Origin of the sequence: Paenibacillus sp. VMFN-D1, assembly GCF_003386155.1 — a bacterium.
In the GTDB taxonomy this organism is placed as follows: domain Bacteria; phylum Bacillota; class Bacilli; order Paenibacillales; family Paenibacillaceae; genus Paenibacillus_AQ; species Paenibacillus_AQ favisporus.
Map to the genome: position 1 here is coordinate 61,344 of NZ_QRDU01000004.1, position 15,046 is coordinate 76,389.

Below are 15,046 nucleotides of genomic sequence, written 5' to 3' on the forward strand. Positions count from 1 at the left end.
GTGTCATGCCTAAATTTCTACAGAAACGCTGGCACGGCTATTATACCGTCTGGGCGTTTGCGCTGATGCTGGTTCTGGTCATTATTGTGACCCGATATAACTGGGCGCTGGGAATCGTCAGCCTCTGCCTTGTCGTAGCGCTCTGCTATGCGGTGCTGAAGAAGGAAATGGACTTCCGCAAAAAACTGCTTGAATACATCAACGGCCTCTCCTTCCGGGTGAAACGGGTCGAAGGGGAAGCCATCAATACGCTGCCCTTTGGGATCGTGCTGTACAGCGAGGACCGCGTGGTTGAATGGAATAACCGGTTCGTCTGTACCATGTTCGGTCAAAAATCACTTGTGGGTGCTAGCCTATCCGAGCTGTTTCCTGATCTGATGCCGCTGCTTGCCGAGAAAAGGGACGGCGGCCGGGAAGCGCATAAGGACGGGCCCAAGGAGATCGAGACGGAAATCCAGGTGGGCGAGCTGCACTACCATTTGATCCTGAATACCGATGAGCGGCTGATCTATCTGTACGATGTAACGGAGATGGTCGTGCTCCGGGAGAAATACGAGGCCGAGAAGCTGGCGATCGGCATTATTATGATGGATAACCTGGACGAAGCGGCCCAGGGTATGGATGATCAGCAGCGCACGTCGCTCATTGCTAAGGTGACCAGCGAAATCACGGAATGGGCGAAGCATTACGAAGTGTATCTGCGGCGTTTGTCGTCCGACCGGTATTTGATGATGCTGAACTACAGATCGCTTCAGGAGCTGGAGAAAAGCCGATTTGTCATTCTTGACGAGGTCCGCGAAATGACCGCGGAGCTGAAGGTACCGATGACGCTGAGCATCGGGCTGGGCTTTGGCCCCGACAGCATCAGCGAGCTGGGCGAGCTGGCGCAGTCGTCGCTCGACATGGCGCTCGGGCGCGGCGGCGACCAGGCGGCCGTCAAGGCCGGCCAGCGGCTGTCCTTCTACGGCGGCAAGTCCAACGCCGTCGAGAAGCGCACGCGGGTCCGGGCGCGCGTCATCGCGCATGCGCTGCGCGACCTGATGCAGGAGAGCGACAAGGTGTTCATCATGGGGCACAAGATGCCGGATATGGATGTCATCGGTGCCTCCATCGGCGTGCTGAAGGCGGCGCAGATGTACAATGTGGAAGCGTACATCGTGCTCCCGGGCACGAACCCGTCCATTGAGCGGATGATGACCCAGGTCCAGAAGGACGAGAAGCTCGTCGAGCGCTTCATCTCGCCGGAGCAGGCGCTGCAGCTGATCAGCCCGCACAGCCTGCTGGTCGTAGTGGACACGCACAAGGCGTCCATGACGATCGAACCGAAGCTGGTTCATCACGCCAGCCGGGTGGTCGTGGTCGACCATCACCGCCGCGGCGAAGAATTCATCAACGACGCCGTGCTCGTGTACATGGAGCCGTACGCTTCATCCGCTTGCGAGCTGGTGACGGAGCTGCTGCAGTATATCCATGAGAAAATCCAGCTCACGCCGCTGGAAGCGACCATGCTGCTGGCCGGGATTACGGTGGACACGAAGCATTTTGCGCTGCATACCGGTTCCCGGACGTTTGAGGCGGCTGGCTTCCTCCGCCGGAGCGGAGCGGATACGATCCAGATCCAGCGGATGCTGAAGGAAGACCTGCAGGAATATCTGGCAAAGTCAGATATCATTAAGCATGCTAAAATGGTATATGATCATATCGCTCTGGCCGTCACGAGTCCGGGAACGGTCATCCCGCAGCTGCTCATTGCGCAGGTGGCGGATACGCTGCTGAACATGACGGATGTGGTGGCCTCCTTCGTGATCAGTGAACGTCCGGACGGGTTGATCGGGATCAGCGCCCGTTCCTTCGGGAAGATGAACGTGCAGGTCGTGATGGAGCGCCTCGGCGGCGGAGGCCATCTGACCAATGCTGCCGTGCAGCTGAAGGGTACCGTTAAGGAAGCGGAGGCCCGGCTACTCGAAGTTCTTGCACAAATTGAGGAGAAAGAGGGGTTGTTCGAATGAAAGTCATTTTTATCAAGGATGTTAAGGGTCAAGGCAAAAAAGGGGACATTAAAGATATATCGGAAGGCTACGCAACGAATTTCCTTATTCCGCGCGGTCTCGCCCGTGTGGCAACCGAGGGTAACATGAAGACGCTGGAGAACCAGAACGCGGCCGAACAGAAGCGCAAGCAGCAGGAGAAAGAGGAAGCACAGGTTCTCGGCAAACAATTGGAAGAGATGACCGTACAGCTTAAAGCGAAAGCCGGGGAAGGCGGACGGCTGTTCGGAGCCATCACGAGCAAGCAAATCGCGGATGCACTTTCGCAGCAAGGCATCAAGATCGACAAACGCAAGATCGAATTGGATGAGCCGATCCGGACATTGGGCGTAACGCAGATGACCGTGAAGCTGCATCCGGATGTCAAAGCTACGCTGAAGGTCCAGGTCACGGAGGAATAAGATGGGCGGAGAGCTCTTTTTCGACCGGATTCCCCCGCAAAATCTGGAGGCGGAGCAGGCGGTTCTAGGTGCGATTCTGCTGCAGAGCGAGGCTATGATCACCGCGATGGAGCGGGTTACGCCCGAGGATTTCTACGATGTGCCGCATCAGCTGATTTATGAGGCGATGATCCAGCTTGGAGAAGAGAACCAGCCGATTGATCTCATTACCTTAACCTCGCGTTTGCAGGACAAGGGACAGCTGGAGGAAATCGGGGGCGTCAGCTACCTGGCGAAGCTGGCACATGCGGTGCCGACAGCGGCCAATGTGGAGTATTACGCCCAGATCATCGAAGAGAAATCCATGCTGCGGCGGCTCATCCGCACAGCGACGCAGATCGTCAGCGAAGGCTACACCGGTGGCGAAGACGTATCCGGCATGCTGAGCGACGCCGAGCGGCGCATTCTGGAGATTTCCAACCGGCGCAGCGGCAGCGGCTTTGTCGCCATCCGCGACGTGCTGATGGAAGTGTTCGAGCGCGTTGAGGTGCTGCACCAACAGAGTGGAAGCACCACCGGCATACCGACAGGCTTTGTCGATTTGGACCGGATGACGAACGGCTTCCAACGTTCCGACCTGATTATCGTGGCTGCCCGTCCTTCCGTCGGCAAGACGGCGTTTGCCTTGAACATCGCCCAGAACGTGGCGGTGCGTGCGAAAGAAACGGTCGCGATCTTCAGTCTGGAGATGTCAGCGCCCCAGCTCGTTAACCGGATGATCTGTGCCGAAGCCAACCTGGATGCCAACCTGATGCGTACTGGTGATTTCAAGACCGATGAAGATTGGGCCAAGCTGACCATGGGGATCGCTTCCCTGGCGGAGGCCGAAATTTACATCGATGATACGCCAGGCATTACCGTTGCGGATATCCGCTCCAAGTGCCGCCGTCTGAAGAAGGAGAAGGGGCTCGGGATGATCGTAATCGACTACCTGCAGCTGATCCAGGGACGCGGCAAAGCCGGCGAGAACCGCCAGCAGGAAGTATCCGAAATTTCCCGTACACTGAAACAGATCGCGCGTGAGCTCAGCGTGCCGGTTATCGCTCTGTCCCAGCTCAGCCGGGGCGTAGAGCAGCGGCAGGACAAGCGTCCGATGATGAGTGACCTTCGTGAGTCGGGTTCCATCGAGCAGGATGCCGATATCGTTGCGTTCCTGTACCGCGACGACTACTATAACCAGGAGACGGAGAAGAAAAACATCATCGAGATCATTATCGCCAAGCAGCGTAACGGTCCGGTGGGCACCGTCGAACTGGTCTTCATGAAGAATTTCAATAAGTTCGTCAATTACGAGCGGACGCACACCGACGCATTCGCGATGTAGCGAAGCCGGCGATGATGTTCGCGAGAACAGATAGATAGATCCAACCGATCTTATAAATGGTTATCCGTATTTCTAAGAATGCCTGTCTTATTTCCGAACAATTGTACTTTAGTTAGTGCAATTGTTCGTTTTTTATTTGACTTTGAAAATGGGGACTGTTACACTGGTAATGCTGCTTTAGCACAGTCCAGCGCTCGTCTCATGGTAGGGGACACTGGAACGTGTGAGGGTTTTACATGCCCTTTGACGATGGCAGCTTTGAAATGGTGCATAATCATACTTGCAGGTAAACATAATGAAATAAGCTTGTAATTAAAATGCGGTGGTACACACCAAGCGGGGGAATGAACATGTCAACAGTAGTCGTTGTGGGAACACAATGGGGAGACGAGGGCAAAGGCAAGATTACGGATTATCTTGCAGAAAGCGCCGATGTGGTGGCCCGGTATCAAGGCGGCAACAATGCCGGTCATACCATTCTGATTGACGGTAAAAAATATAAGCTCAGCCTGATTCCATCCGGCGTATTTTATTCCGATAAAATTTGCGTCATCGGCAACGGGATGGTCATCAACCCGGCGGCACTGCTCGACGAGATCCAATACATTCACGACAACGGATTTACGACGGACAATCTGAGAATCAGCGATCGCGCGCATGTCATTATGCCGTATCACATGGTGCTGGACGGTCTGGAGGAAGACCGCAAAGGGCCGAACAAGATCGGCACGACCCGGAAAGGGATCGGCCCATGCTACATGGACAAGGCGGCACGCAACGGCATCCGGATCTCCGATCTGATGGATCCCGAGGAGTTTGAACTCAAGCTCCGCCATTTGATGAAAGAGAAGAACCAGGTCATCGAAATGTACGGCGGGGAGCCGCTGGACGTCGAGGAAGTGCTGAAGCAGTACCTGGACTATGCAGAGCAGATCCGGAAGTACGTTACCGATACCTCGGTCGTCCTGAACGATGCGATCGACGAAGACCGCAAGGTGCTGTTTGAGGGTGCGCAAGGGGTCATGCTGGACATCGACCAAGGCACGTATCCATATGTAACTTCGTCCAACCCGTCCGCGGGCGGCGTATGTATCGGATCGGGCGTAGGGCCGTCCAAAATCCAGCAGGTTATTGGCGTGGCCAAATCCTACACGACCCGTGTAGGTGACGGACCGTTCCCGACCGAGCTGAACAACGAGATCGGCGATTATATCCGGGAGAAGGGCCATGAGTATGGTACCGTAACCGGACGTGCACGCCGCGTCGGCTGGTTTGACAGCGTCGTGGTCCGCCATGCCCGCCGTGTCAGCGGCCTGACAGGACTGTCGCTGAACTCCCTGGACGTGCTTACAGGTCTCGATACGGTTAAAATCTGCACCGGATACAAATACCGCGGGGAAATCATCACTCACTACCCGTCGAGCCTGAAAATGCTGGGCGAATGTGAAGCGGTGTACGAAGAAATGCCGGGCTGGCACGAAGATATTTCCGGTGCGAAGACGCTGGACGATCTGCCGGAAACGACACGCAACTATGTTAACCGCGTATCCGAGCTCACAGGTATTCCGATTGCCATCTTCTCGGTAGGACGCAACCGGAACCAGACCAATCAGGTATTGCCGATCTATTAATCAGTAATCAGCGTACAATAGCCTGGTAGCAGGCGAATAGATATCCGTTTTGATCGAAGAGGTCACCTCGACGCCAAGTGCGTCAGGGTGGCCTTTTTTGATGATGTAATAAAAGTATAAACCACGCGGAGTCGGCTTCCTTGTTGTGGAGTCTGCGTAAAAGTATCTGGAATAAGCATCGAAGCATAAGCCCCACTTTGTTGGGGCTATTTTGCGTACCGCAGGATTGAATCCTCCGCTTCCCGTCAATACTGCTAGATAGATAGAATGCACTGAGGTTTACAGGATGCCTTCAGCTCATTCTATTGAACAGCGCCGTTTCATAGAGTTCGGCGACCGTGACTTTGATAGAGTCGGAACGGTGCAGAATGGGGGCGGCCTGGCCCGTAGCGATTACGCTCTAATAACAGACAATCATACGTATTGGCATGAATAGGTCGTCACAGGTCGCCACAAAGAGTAAAGGCTGGAATGCCGAGAAACAGCCTGGATATGAGACGGGAAGGGCAAAGGAGGAGGTGCGCCATGAAGATAGCGCAATGGCTGCTTAAAACGGTGCTGACTGTGGTGCTGATCAGCGGCCTGACGGTACTTACGACGGGAGCTGTCGTGAATATGTATGTCCAATCGCTGCTGGCCAGCTTTAACATTCAACTGGAGGGCCAGCCGACGGGCATCGGTGGCATAATGAAGGGAATGCTGGGTTTGAACACCACCAAGGAGAAGGAGCCCGATAAAGAGGCGTCCAGCACGGCTCATGCGGCGGACGACAGCAAGACGTCGGGGGGAAGCACGAATACGGCCGACAACGGAACAGGCAGCACGGAGGGAGCGGGAGAAACGGCCGGAGCCGGGTCCCAGACTGGAACCAACGCCAGCGAGGCGGGATCGGGGAGCGGCAGCACGACCGGTACGGAGACGGGAGGAACTGCGGACGCCGAGGGCACGGATGCATCGGACGACGCACTGCCCGTTATGGGGCAAGGTCTGAGCGAATCAGCCATGGGCGGCCAGTCCGCAGCCGATCAGCAGGTCGTCATCAGTCCGGACGAAATGATCCAGAAGAAAGATGAGCTGACCGCGACGGAGAAGGAGCAGATTTTTAACATTTTGATGAAAAAGCTGCCGCAATCGGAAATGCAAAAAATTTCGGCCGCCATGGAGGACGGCCTGACCGAGCAAGAATTATCGACAATAGAAGACACAATCTCCAAGTATTTGACGAAGGAAGAATATGCCGCGCTTAGTAAACTGCTGGAGCAATAGGCGGCTGGAAACACTGGGCGATCAAACCCAAAGGAGGAAGTTGTAACCTTTTTAATGAATTAAAGCGACGCAATCCACTTATAGGTAAATAACACAAACCCGCGCCGGACGCGGGTTTTTTGCTGTGCGCCGAGAGTTGAATTGTTTGTAAACGTTGTGTTAAAGTATAGATTGTGTAAAAAGGTATCAAAATTTTAACTTTTTCGTCATTTTTGAAAAAGCATACAAAGCAAACAAGGAGAGAGTTATGAAGGGTTTTAAAGGTAACCGCTGGAAGGAGAATAATCAAGCTTCGACAAATTCCGCGCAACTCTCCGGAAAGCAGGATGAACATCAGCATATGGGCGCTGCGACGCCTGGAACCGAATCCCAAGGGCGGAAATGGAGCGCTACACGGAAATGGATCGCGGGTACGGCCGGTGCGGTCATCGTGATCGCTGGACTTGTGTATGCAGGCAATCAATACGTCAATGCCAATATGGTCCCGTATTATCATGTCCTTGTACATAATCAGGAAATCGGGACGGTCAAGGATCCCTCTCAAATCGATAAGCTGTTCAGCCAGAAGCAGCAGGAATATCAAGATAAATATCCGGGTGTGGAGATGGTGCTCCAGACGGACGGCATCACGACGAAGGTCGAGAAGGCGTTTCAGGCCAAGCCTGATACGGATAACACGCTCAAGAAGCTGGACGGTATGCTTAAGGCATATGCCGAAGGTGTGGAGCTGAAAGTAAACGGCAAGGTCGTCGGGATCGTGAAGGACCAGGCCACGGTGGATGCCGCGCTGGAACAGGCGCAGATGAAGTTCGCGCCGAAGGCTGCAGTTACTGCGGCCAGCGGGAAGAACAAGGCGGAAACGAAGCTGAAGAAGATGGCGGCTACAACCTCCTCGGCGAAAGCCGCGAATACACCGGGAGCTTCGGTCCAAAAGGTGTCGATTAAGGAGAAAGTGACGGTAGCGCCGGTCAAAGCCGACCCGAACAAAGTGCTGACCGCTGCGGAGGCAGCCAAGCTGCTGACGACGGGGCAGGAAGCGCCGCTCGTATACACGGTGGAGGAAGGCGATACGATCAGCACGATCGCGAGCCAGTTCAAGATCAGCCAGAAGGAGATTTACAGCAACAATCCGGGTGTGAAGGAGAAGTACCTGCAGATCGGCGATCAGCTGAAGCTGACCGTACCGAAGCCGCCGATTACGGTGAAGACGGTCGAGAAGGTGACCGAACAGGTATCGACTGCGCCGGAAATCGAAATCCGCAAGAGCAAGGAACTGCCGGCCGGCAAGACCAAGGTCGTTCGGCCCGGACAGGAAGGCCTGAAGGTGATGACCTATCAGGTGACGAAGGAGAACGGAAAGGTCGTCAGCGAGCAGTGGCTCGGACAAACGGTCGTGAAGTCTTCGCTCAAAGAGGTCGTCCTGCAAGGAACGAAAGTTCCGGGCAGAGGCTCCGGACAGTTCGCCTGGCCGGTGAGCGGCCATATCATATCCAGCTCTTACGGCACCCGCTGGGGTAAGATGCATAAGGGCATCGACATGGTATCCGGCAACCGGACGATCATGGCGGCTGACGACGGCACGGTCTCCTTTACGGGTCAAATCAGCGGCTATGGCAACGCCATCATCATCAGTCACGGCAACGGGTATGAAACGCTGTACGGACATTTGAACAGCATCTCGGTTCACAGCGGTCAAAAAGTAAGCCAAGGCGAAAAAATCGGCATCATGGGCAGCACCGGACATTCGACCGGCACCCACCTGCATTTTGAGATCCACAAGAACGGTTCGATTCAGAACCCGATGAAATATTTGAACTGAGTTAATAACCGGATACAGCTATCATATATTTATATTCAAAGCATGGTCTCCTGAGGGAGGCCGTGCTTTTTTAGTGGGATGGCGGAGGTTTGCAAGAAATTTTCATGAAAAGGAAAGGATTACTGTCAAAACTGCGGCTCTGCGGGATGTGACGGGCTTCCAGGTATGGTAAAATGGAAAGGACAGTGTCAACAAGTACGGAGAGAAAAAGAGGTGGGGTCAGCCGATGCAGGGAACCATTTTGGTCGTGGACGATGAACAGCCGATTGCCGATATTTTGAAATTCAATTTGGAAAAAGAGGGATACGAGGTCATCTGTACCTTTGACGGCGTGAGCGCCGTGGAAATGGCCTTGTCTGCGCAGCCGGACCTGATGCTGCTGGATCTGATGCTGCCCGGCAAGGACGGCATGGACGTGTGCCGCGAGGTGCGCGCCGCCGGGATGGAGCTGCCGATCATTATGCTGACGGCCAAGGACGAGGAGATCGACAAGGTGCTGGGGCTGGAGCTTGGGGCGGATGACTATGTCACCAAGCCGTTCAGCACGCGCGAGCTGCTGGCCCGGGTCAAGGCGCAGATGCGGCGCCAGAACAAACCGAGCGGTACGGAGGCGGCCGCCGCGCCTGCCGCGGCAGCGCCGAAGCAGGGCGTGCAGCTGTTCGGCTTGTTTATCGATACGGATATGTATCTGGTGTACAAGGACGGCGAAGCGCTGGATCTGACGCACCGGGAGTACGAGCTGCTGTATTACTTGGCCAAAAATGCGGGCAAAGTCATGACACGGGAGCATCTGCTGCAGGCGGTATGGGGATTTGAATACTTCGGCGATGTCCGCACCGTCGATGTGACGATCCGGCGTCTGCGCGAGAAAATCGAGGAGAATCCGAGCAAGCCGGAATACATCCTTACCCGGAGGGGGCTTGGCTACGTCATGCGAAGTCCCAAAAACGGGGGCCTGTAAATGAAATGGCCCTCCTTTTTCCGCACAATCCAGGCGAAGCTGATCATCATCTATGTGCTGCTGATCCTGATCGCGATGCAGCTGATCGGGGTGTATTTTGTCAGCGCGATGAAAAATTCCCTGACCAGCAACTTTACGAAGGACCTGCAGGAGCGGGCGGAGCTGCTGTCGGTGCTTGCGGCGGATAAGCTGGGAGGCACCGGAGATACGGGAGAGAATAATCCGGTGGAGAGCCTGGGGGCGATCGTCAACAATCTGTTCAACCTGAACGGGGCGGAAATCCAGGTACTTGACGCGAGCGGCAAGGTGCTGATCACTTCTTACCCTTCGCATGCCGACTATGTCGGGAAGAAGAACACGCAAACGGTCGTGAGCCGGGCGCTGCAGGGCATCAAGGACAATGAGGAATACGTCATCGATGAAGACAATGTGCGCAAGAAGGTCGTGGCGAAGCCGGTTATGAACAACGGGAAAATCGTCGGCGCCATCTACATCGTCGCTTCGATGAAGGAGCTGTACGATACGATGGGCCGGGTGAACAACATTTTTATTTCCGGCATCCTGCTGGCGCTGGGGATGACCTGCGTGCTCGGCGTCATTCTGGCTCATACGATCACTCACCCGATCAAGGAAATGACCAACCACGCCACCGCGGTGGCCGAGGGCAGCTTCGACCAGAAAATGCCCGTATTCGGCAACGATGAGATCGGCCAGCTCAGCGAGGCGTTTAACTATATGACTTCGCGGCTGCGTGAAGCGCTGATCCAGAACGAAGAGGAGAAAGAGAAGCTCGCTTCGATCCTGACCAACATGAGCGATGGCGTGATCGCCACGGACGAGGCCGGCAAGGTCATCCTGATGAACCGCCGCGCCGGGGCGATCCTTGGCGTGGACGAGGATGAGCTGGCCGGAAGCGATATCGCGCAAGTGCTGGGGCTGACGCCGGAGCAGGCGGACACGTTCACGGAAGGAACGTACGTGACGATGCTGCTGCAGATCAGCCCGGAAGAGGAGAAGGAGAAATCGCGCCATTACATGGTGCGCGTGACCTTTACTCCGATTCACCGCCGCGAATTCGGCATCACGGGCACGATCGCCGTGCTGCAGGATGTGACGGAGCAGGAGAAGCTCGAGGCGTCACGCCGTGAGTTCGTGGCGAACGTGTCGCATGAGCTGCGCACACCGCTCACGACGATCAAGAGCTACACCGAAGCGCTGGATGACGGGGCGCTGGACGATCCGCCGCTGGCCGCACGGTTTGTCGGGGTCATCCAGAACGAAACGGAGCGGATGATCCGGCTCGTGACGGACCTGCTCCATCTGTCCAGGCTGGACAACAAGGAGGCGCTGCTGCGCAAGCAGCCGACCGATGTGCTGGAAATGCTGGAGGACGTGTCGGACCGCTTTTCTTTTCAGATGCAGCAGAAGGGCATTCAGGCGGAAGTCCGCGTGGAGGAAGGGGTTCAGAAGGCGCCGTTCGACCGGGACCAGATCGATCAGGTACTGGACAACCTCGTATCCAATGCGCTCAAATATACGCCTTCCGGCGGAAGCATCACGATGGAAGCGGCGCTGACCGAAGGCCGTCTGCTCGCCATTTCGGTGCAGGATACCGGCATCGGCATTCCGAAGAAGGACCTGGACCGGATCTTCGAGCGCTTCTACCGGGTGGACAAGGCCCGTTCCCGCAACATGGGCGGCACCGGACTCGGATTGTCCATCGCCCGCGAGATCGTGCTCGCCCACGGCGGCACCATTTCCCTTCAGTCGGAGCTTGGGCAGGGCACGAAGGTGACGTTTACGCTGCCTCTGGGTGACGAAGGGGGGAGCGCCTCATGAAGGAGAAGATGAAATCGATCCTGCTGGCGCTGCTCGTGGCCGGCAGCCTGGTGCAGAGCTATTACCTGATTTACCGGCTGCCGGGCGGGGATTCGATCACCAAAACGGAGAACAATTATATCAAGACGGACAACATGGGGCCGGAGGAGAGCGCCGAGAACCTCATTTATCCGGATAAAATGCAGATTCATATGGGAGAAGGCAAGCATACCGTCTTCTACCCGAACTCCACGTTCTACAACTTGATTTACTCGCGTCTGAAGGGACGCAGCTTCGAGAGCTTCCAGCGCCGTCCGGTGGAGAACACGGACTGGAGCAAGATCCGCAATGAGGATCCCGGGATCGAGCTGACCTTCGGATCGGGGATCCCGGTTTCGCTGCTCCAGCGCGTCATGCAGATCGCGCCGGATTCGCTGTTTGAAGCCGAGCGCATCGACCGGATCTGGATTTACACGTCGCCGAACGATTCCAAGACGCATGCGATGTTCTTCAGTACGGAAGGCGACGTCGTCTATGAAGCCGGCAAAGTTGACCTGACCGTGCAGGACGTGCAGCAGCATGTCGATTTCGGCAAGGAATGGACGGCTTACTCTTCGGAGGCAGGCGGCAAGTATTATGTGCCGCAGTCGTCCATCCAGATGGTGGAGGCTGAGGTCAATATCGGCGTCTATACGGTGGAGCAGATGCAGCAGAGCCTCTTTTTCGACCCCGGCATTACCCGTTACATCCAGGAAAAGGACGGATCGGAGATTTATACGGACAGCAAGCGGAGCCTCCAGGTACGGCAGGAGCAGAAGTGGATCAGCTACACCGATCCGGCCGCGCCGCCGGCGGGCGAGAGCAGCGACGGGAAGGATGCGCTGGCTGCCGTTGACTTCGTCAACGAGCATGGCGGCTGGAATGGAACCTACCGGCTCGGCCAGTCGGGCACCGGAGAGGACCGCAGCCAAATCGTGTTCCAGCAGTATTACGGCGCCTATCCGATCCTGGACACGCTTAATTTCCATTACGGCACGATCCGGCTGAACCTGCAGCAGGGCACCGTGTCGGCCTATGAGCGCTCCCTGATCTATATGAAATCCGGGGAGCAGCATAAGACGATGGTGAAGCTGCCGGGCGGTGCCGAGCTCAAGGAGAAGCTGAGCCGGATCAACAAGGACTCGGCGATCGAGGATCTATATCCGGCGTATTTGCCGGAGCTGACCAAGACCGGAACAGGACTGAAGCTGACGCCGGTCTGGGCGGTGAAGCAGGAGAGCGGCGCCGTGACGGTGATCCGCTAAAAGGACGCCAGGCTTGGCATGATGCGGGTTGACCGATGGAAAAGAGTGGCGTAAGGTGGGAGTAGCAGGGAATTCTGCCTCCCAATCTATATCTTGCTGCTGTATTTAGGGGCAATAACGGATGCAGCATCTAGCATGAAAGGTTGATTAGAAGGAGCAAAGCTCCATTTTCATAACGATCGGCTGGATCGCGTGTCGAGGCTTGGAAATATTGGGTTAGCCGAAGCTATGGGGAACCATGCGGGATCAAATTTCGGGTAAAAGGAGGGCAAGGAATGGATTGGGGACGGGCCAAAAATGTGCTGATCTACGCTTTTTTGCTGCTGAACCTGGTGCTGGGCTACCAGCTGTGGGCCGACGTGCGCGAACAGGCGGACACCAATCTGGACTTTGCCTCCCTGGCGGACAGCACGCAGAAGGCGATGGAGGAAAAATCGATTCAGCTGCTGTGCCCGATTCCGAGCATGACGCCCGCGCTGCCCAAAATCTCCTACCACTACGTGAGCGGGGAAAGCATCGGCAAGCCGGTCACGCTGAAGAAGCCGGTCGAGAGCAAGCTGATCTTTATGGGTACCGACCTTGTGGACGCCCTGGGCGACCAGATTCCTGAGTTCGGCAATTACCGGTATGACCCTCAGGCGAGTCAGGAGATGACGGAAGCGGAGCTGGAACGGGTGAAAGTTGCCGGCGCCGCGGGCCGGTTCGTCATGCATACGCTGGTGGATGGCAAATGGCCGCTGTTCAACGATCAGCTCGAGCTGTACTACAGCGAGCAGAAAATCGTGTCCTACCGCCAGTCGCTGGTGGAAATCGCCCCGATGGAGGACGAGCAGGAGCAGAAGATTTTGCCGGCATCCGGGGCACTAAAACGGTTAGTGGACGCTTTTATCCCGGAAGGTTCGTCCATAAAGGATATTCAGCTGGGCTATTACGGCCAGGTATTTAACTCGGAGAGCCAGGTGGCCGCGCCATCATGGCGGTTCACGCTGGAGAGCGGAGAAATTTATTACGTACAGGGGATCAGCGGTGACGTGACCGTGAACAGCCCCAGGGATGAAGAGGGAAAGGAGCAGGGATGATGGGCATATCTTTTACCGTTCTGTCGAGCGGATCGACGGGGAACGCAACCGTGGTAAGAAACGAAGAGACGACGCTGATGATCGATGCCGGGCTTAGCGCCAAGCGGATCGACGAGCTGATGGAGCAGCGGGAGCTGTCGGGAGAGGAACTTGACGGGATTCTTGTCACCCATGAGCATTCCGACCATATTAAAGGGCTCGGTGCCGTGGCCCGCAAATACGATCTGCCAATCTATGCTAACGAGAAGACATGGGAGGCGATCAACAAATCCGTCGGCAAAATCGCCGAGGAAAACCGTATCGTGATGGACAGCGGCGAAGTGCGGGATTTCGGATCGCTGCGGGTGGAGTCTTTTCAAATATCGCATGACGCGGCAGAGCCTGTGGGCTACTGCTTCTACGACGGGGATGAGAAGCTGAGCGTGGCCACGGACCTGGGCTATATGAGTGATAAGGTGAAGCAGGCCATCAGCGGCTCGAACGTGCTCGTGCTGGAGGCGAATCACGATATTGAGATGCTGCGGATGGGCCGTTACCCGTGGAACACCAAGCGCCGCATTCTGGGCGACCTTGGGCACTTGTCCAACGATGCCGCAGGCGAGGCGATGAGCGAGCTGCTGACGGGAGACCTGAAGCGGACGTATCTGGCACATTTAAGCCGGGACCATAATCAGATGGATTTGGCCAAAATGACCGTGCGTACCGGGATGGAAGATCGGGGATGCTTCTATAAAGACAGCGAGTTTAAACTGTGCGACACCTACTACGACCGGCCTACACCGTGGGATAAGGTGAGTGAGCCATAAAGGCGTCGAGCTCAGCCGCTTTTCTCTCTACCTCGTCACGGGTGAGAATGCCCTTGTCAATGAGCAGTTCAATGATCGTGCTTAAGGCAAGGGTATTGCGGTAGTGCTCGTCCTTTAAATCCCCCAGCTTGGCCATCATATTCACATAGTCCATCGAAGACGGAAATCGTTCCATGAGTCCGTTCCTCCTTGTTTTTCAACATCGTTTCAATTCCATAACCCACCAATGACGCAAGCGATAAAAGATTAGGGCAACCGCCCCACTTATGTTACAATAACTATACCGCATGAATGTCCGCGAGGGCTTGCATACAGCGGGTTTGACTGGTGTCCAGCCTGCAGCATAGACAGGTCATGCTTCGCCTTTTTCATAGTTTCATCAGGCTTTACTTTTATTCTAGTCTGTATATGCCGGAAACATTCCTGTTTCTATGAAAATAAATCTCATATGCTGTATAGAATAGGCTAAGGAATGAATGTTATAGGCCGCCTAGTGGGCTGTTATAGCAGGAAGTTCAAAGCTATAGTTCAATCTATATAGAGAGAGAAA

General features: G+C 55.6%; 12 protein-coding genes. 11 read left to right on the forward strand and 1 reads right to left on the reverse strand.

Annotated elements, in window-relative coordinates:
* Window positions 1-5: 5 nt before the first annotated feature.
* The 11 genes from C7820_RS24165 to C7820_RS24215 all read left to right on the forward strand — a co-directional run bounded on the left by C7820_RS24165 (window position 6) and on the right by C7820_RS24215 (window position 14,496).
* Window positions 6-2,009 carry a DHH family phosphoesterase gene (locus C7820_RS24165; protein ID WP_116233207.1) on the forward strand — a complete coding sequence of 668 codons (2,004 nt, stop codon included), beginning with the start codon at window positions 6-8 and terminating at the stop codon, window positions 2,007-2,009.
* Window positions 2,006-2,449 (forward strand): 50S ribosomal protein L9, encoded by a 444-nt coding sequence (rplI, locus tag C7820_RS24170; protein WP_116233208.1) that lies wholly within the window; start codon window positions 2,006-2,008, stop codon window positions 2,447-2,449. The genes C7820_RS24165 and rplI overlap by 4 nt, the downstream gene beginning before the upstream one ends.
* 1 nt (window position 2,450) lies before the next feature.
* On the forward strand, window positions 2,451-3,812 hold the full coding sequence (gene dnaB / locus C7820_RS24175; protein ID WP_076172441.1) for a replicative DNA helicase: 1,362 nt from the start codon (window positions 2,451-2,453) through the stop codon (window positions 3,810-3,812).
* 350 nt (window positions 3,813-4,162) lie between these two features.
* Window positions 4,163-5,443: an adenylosuccinate synthase gene (locus C7820_RS24180; RefSeq protein WP_116233209.1), complete on the forward strand. Its 1,281-nt coding sequence runs from the start codon at window positions 4,163-4,165 to the stop codon at window positions 5,441-5,443.
* A 525-nt stretch (window positions 5,444-5,968) separates the two neighbouring features.
* A complete protein-coding gene (locus C7820_RS24185) occupies window positions 5,969-6,709 on the forward strand; it encodes a hypothetical protein (protein ID WP_116233210.1) in 741 nt (246 codons plus the stop codon).
* A 247-nt stretch (window positions 6,710-6,956) separates the two neighbouring features.
* The gene (locus tag C7820_RS24190; RefSeq protein WP_116233211.1) at window positions 6,957-8,528 is read left to right on the forward strand and encodes a peptidoglycan DD-metalloendopeptidase family protein; all 1,572 of its coding nucleotides are present in this window, start codon (window positions 6,957-6,959) and stop codon (window positions 8,526-8,528) included.
* A 226-nt stretch (window positions 8,529-8,754) separates the two neighbouring features.
* Window positions 8,755-9,489, forward strand: coding sequence for a response regulator YycF (yycF, locus tag C7820_RS24195; protein ID WP_116233212.1), 735 nt, complete (start codon window positions 8,755-8,757; stop codon window positions 9,487-9,489).
* 75 nt (window positions 9,490-9,564) lie between these two features.
* The gene (gene walK / locus C7820_RS24200; RefSeq protein ID WP_397334223.1) at window positions 9,565-11,328 is read left to right on the forward strand and encodes a cell wall metabolism sensor histidine kinase WalK; all 1,764 of its coding nucleotides are present in this window, start codon (window positions 9,565-9,567) and stop codon (window positions 11,326-11,328) included.
* Window positions 11,325-12,611 carry a YycH family regulatory protein gene (locus C7820_RS24205; protein ID WP_116233214.1) on the forward strand — a complete coding sequence of 429 codons (1,287 nt, stop codon included), beginning with the start codon at window positions 11,325-11,327 and terminating at the stop codon, window positions 12,609-12,611. The genes walK and C7820_RS24205 overlap by 4 nt, the downstream gene beginning before the upstream one ends.
* Before the next feature lie 275 nt (window positions 12,612-12,886).
* Window positions 12,887-13,690 carry a two-component system regulatory protein YycI gene (gene yycI, locus C7820_RS24210; protein WP_116233215.1) on the forward strand — a complete coding sequence of 268 codons (804 nt, stop codon included), beginning with the start codon at window positions 12,887-12,889 and terminating at the stop codon, window positions 13,688-13,690.
* Window positions 13,690-14,496 carry an MBL fold metallo-hydrolase gene (locus C7820_RS24215; RefSeq protein WP_116233216.1) on the forward strand — a complete coding sequence of 269 codons (807 nt, stop codon included), beginning with the start codon at window positions 13,690-13,692 and terminating at the stop codon, window positions 14,494-14,496. Before yycI ends, C7820_RS24215 begins: the two co-directional genes overlap by 1 nt.
* On the opposite strand, the gene C7820_RS24220 is transcribed toward C7820_RS24215, so the two are convergent.
* Window positions 14,465-14,671: a hypothetical protein gene (locus C7820_RS24220; RefSeq protein WP_105445384.1), complete on the reverse strand. Its 207-nt coding sequence runs from the start codon at window positions 14,669-14,671 to the stop codon at window positions 14,465-14,467. The genes C7820_RS24215 and C7820_RS24220 overlap by 32 nt on opposite strands.
* Between the last annotated feature and the right edge of the window lie 375 nt (window positions 14,672-15,046).

Coding starts and splice junctions, on each gene's coding strand:
- C7820_RS24165 (WP_116233207.1), top strand. CDS start 6: ATGCCTAAATTTCTACAGAAACGCTGGCACGGCTATTATACCGTCTGG.
- rplI (WP_116233208.1), top strand. CDS start 2,006: ATGAAAGTCATTTTTATCAAGGATGTTAAGGGTCAAGGCAAAAAAGGG.
- dnaB (WP_076172441.1), top strand. CDS start 2,451: ATGGGCGGAGAGCTCTTTTTCGACCGGATTCCCCCGCAAAATCTGGAG.
- C7820_RS24180 (WP_116233209.1), top strand. CDS start 4,163: ATGTCAACAGTAGTCGTTGTGGGAACACAATGGGGAGACGAGGGCAAA.
- C7820_RS24185 (WP_116233210.1), top strand. CDS start 5,969: ATGAAGATAGCGCAATGGCTGCTTAAAACGGTGCTGACTGTGGTGCTG.
- C7820_RS24190 (WP_116233211.1), top strand. CDS start 6,957: ATGAAGGGTTTTAAAGGTAACCGCTGGAAGGAGAATAATCAAGCTTCG.
- yycF (WP_116233212.1), top strand. CDS start 8,755: ATGCAGGGAACCATTTTGGTCGTGGACGATGAACAGCCGATTGCCGAT.
- walK (WP_397334223.1), top strand. CDS start 9,565: ATGCAGCTGATCGGGGTGTATTTTGTCAGCGCGATGAAAAATTCCCTG.
- C7820_RS24205 (WP_116233214.1), top strand. CDS start 11,325: ATGAAGGAGAAGATGAAATCGATCCTGCTGGCGCTGCTCGTGGCCGGC.
- yycI (WP_116233215.1), top strand. CDS start 12,887: ATGGATTGGGGACGGGCCAAAAATGTGCTGATCTACGCTTTTTTGCTG.
- C7820_RS24215 (WP_116233216.1), top strand. CDS start 13,690: ATGGGCATATCTTTTACCGTTCTGTCGAGCGGATCGACGGGGAACGCA.
- C7820_RS24220 (WP_105445384.1), bottom strand. CDS start 14,671: ATGGAACGATTTCCGTCTTCGATGGACTATGTGAATATGATGGCCAAG.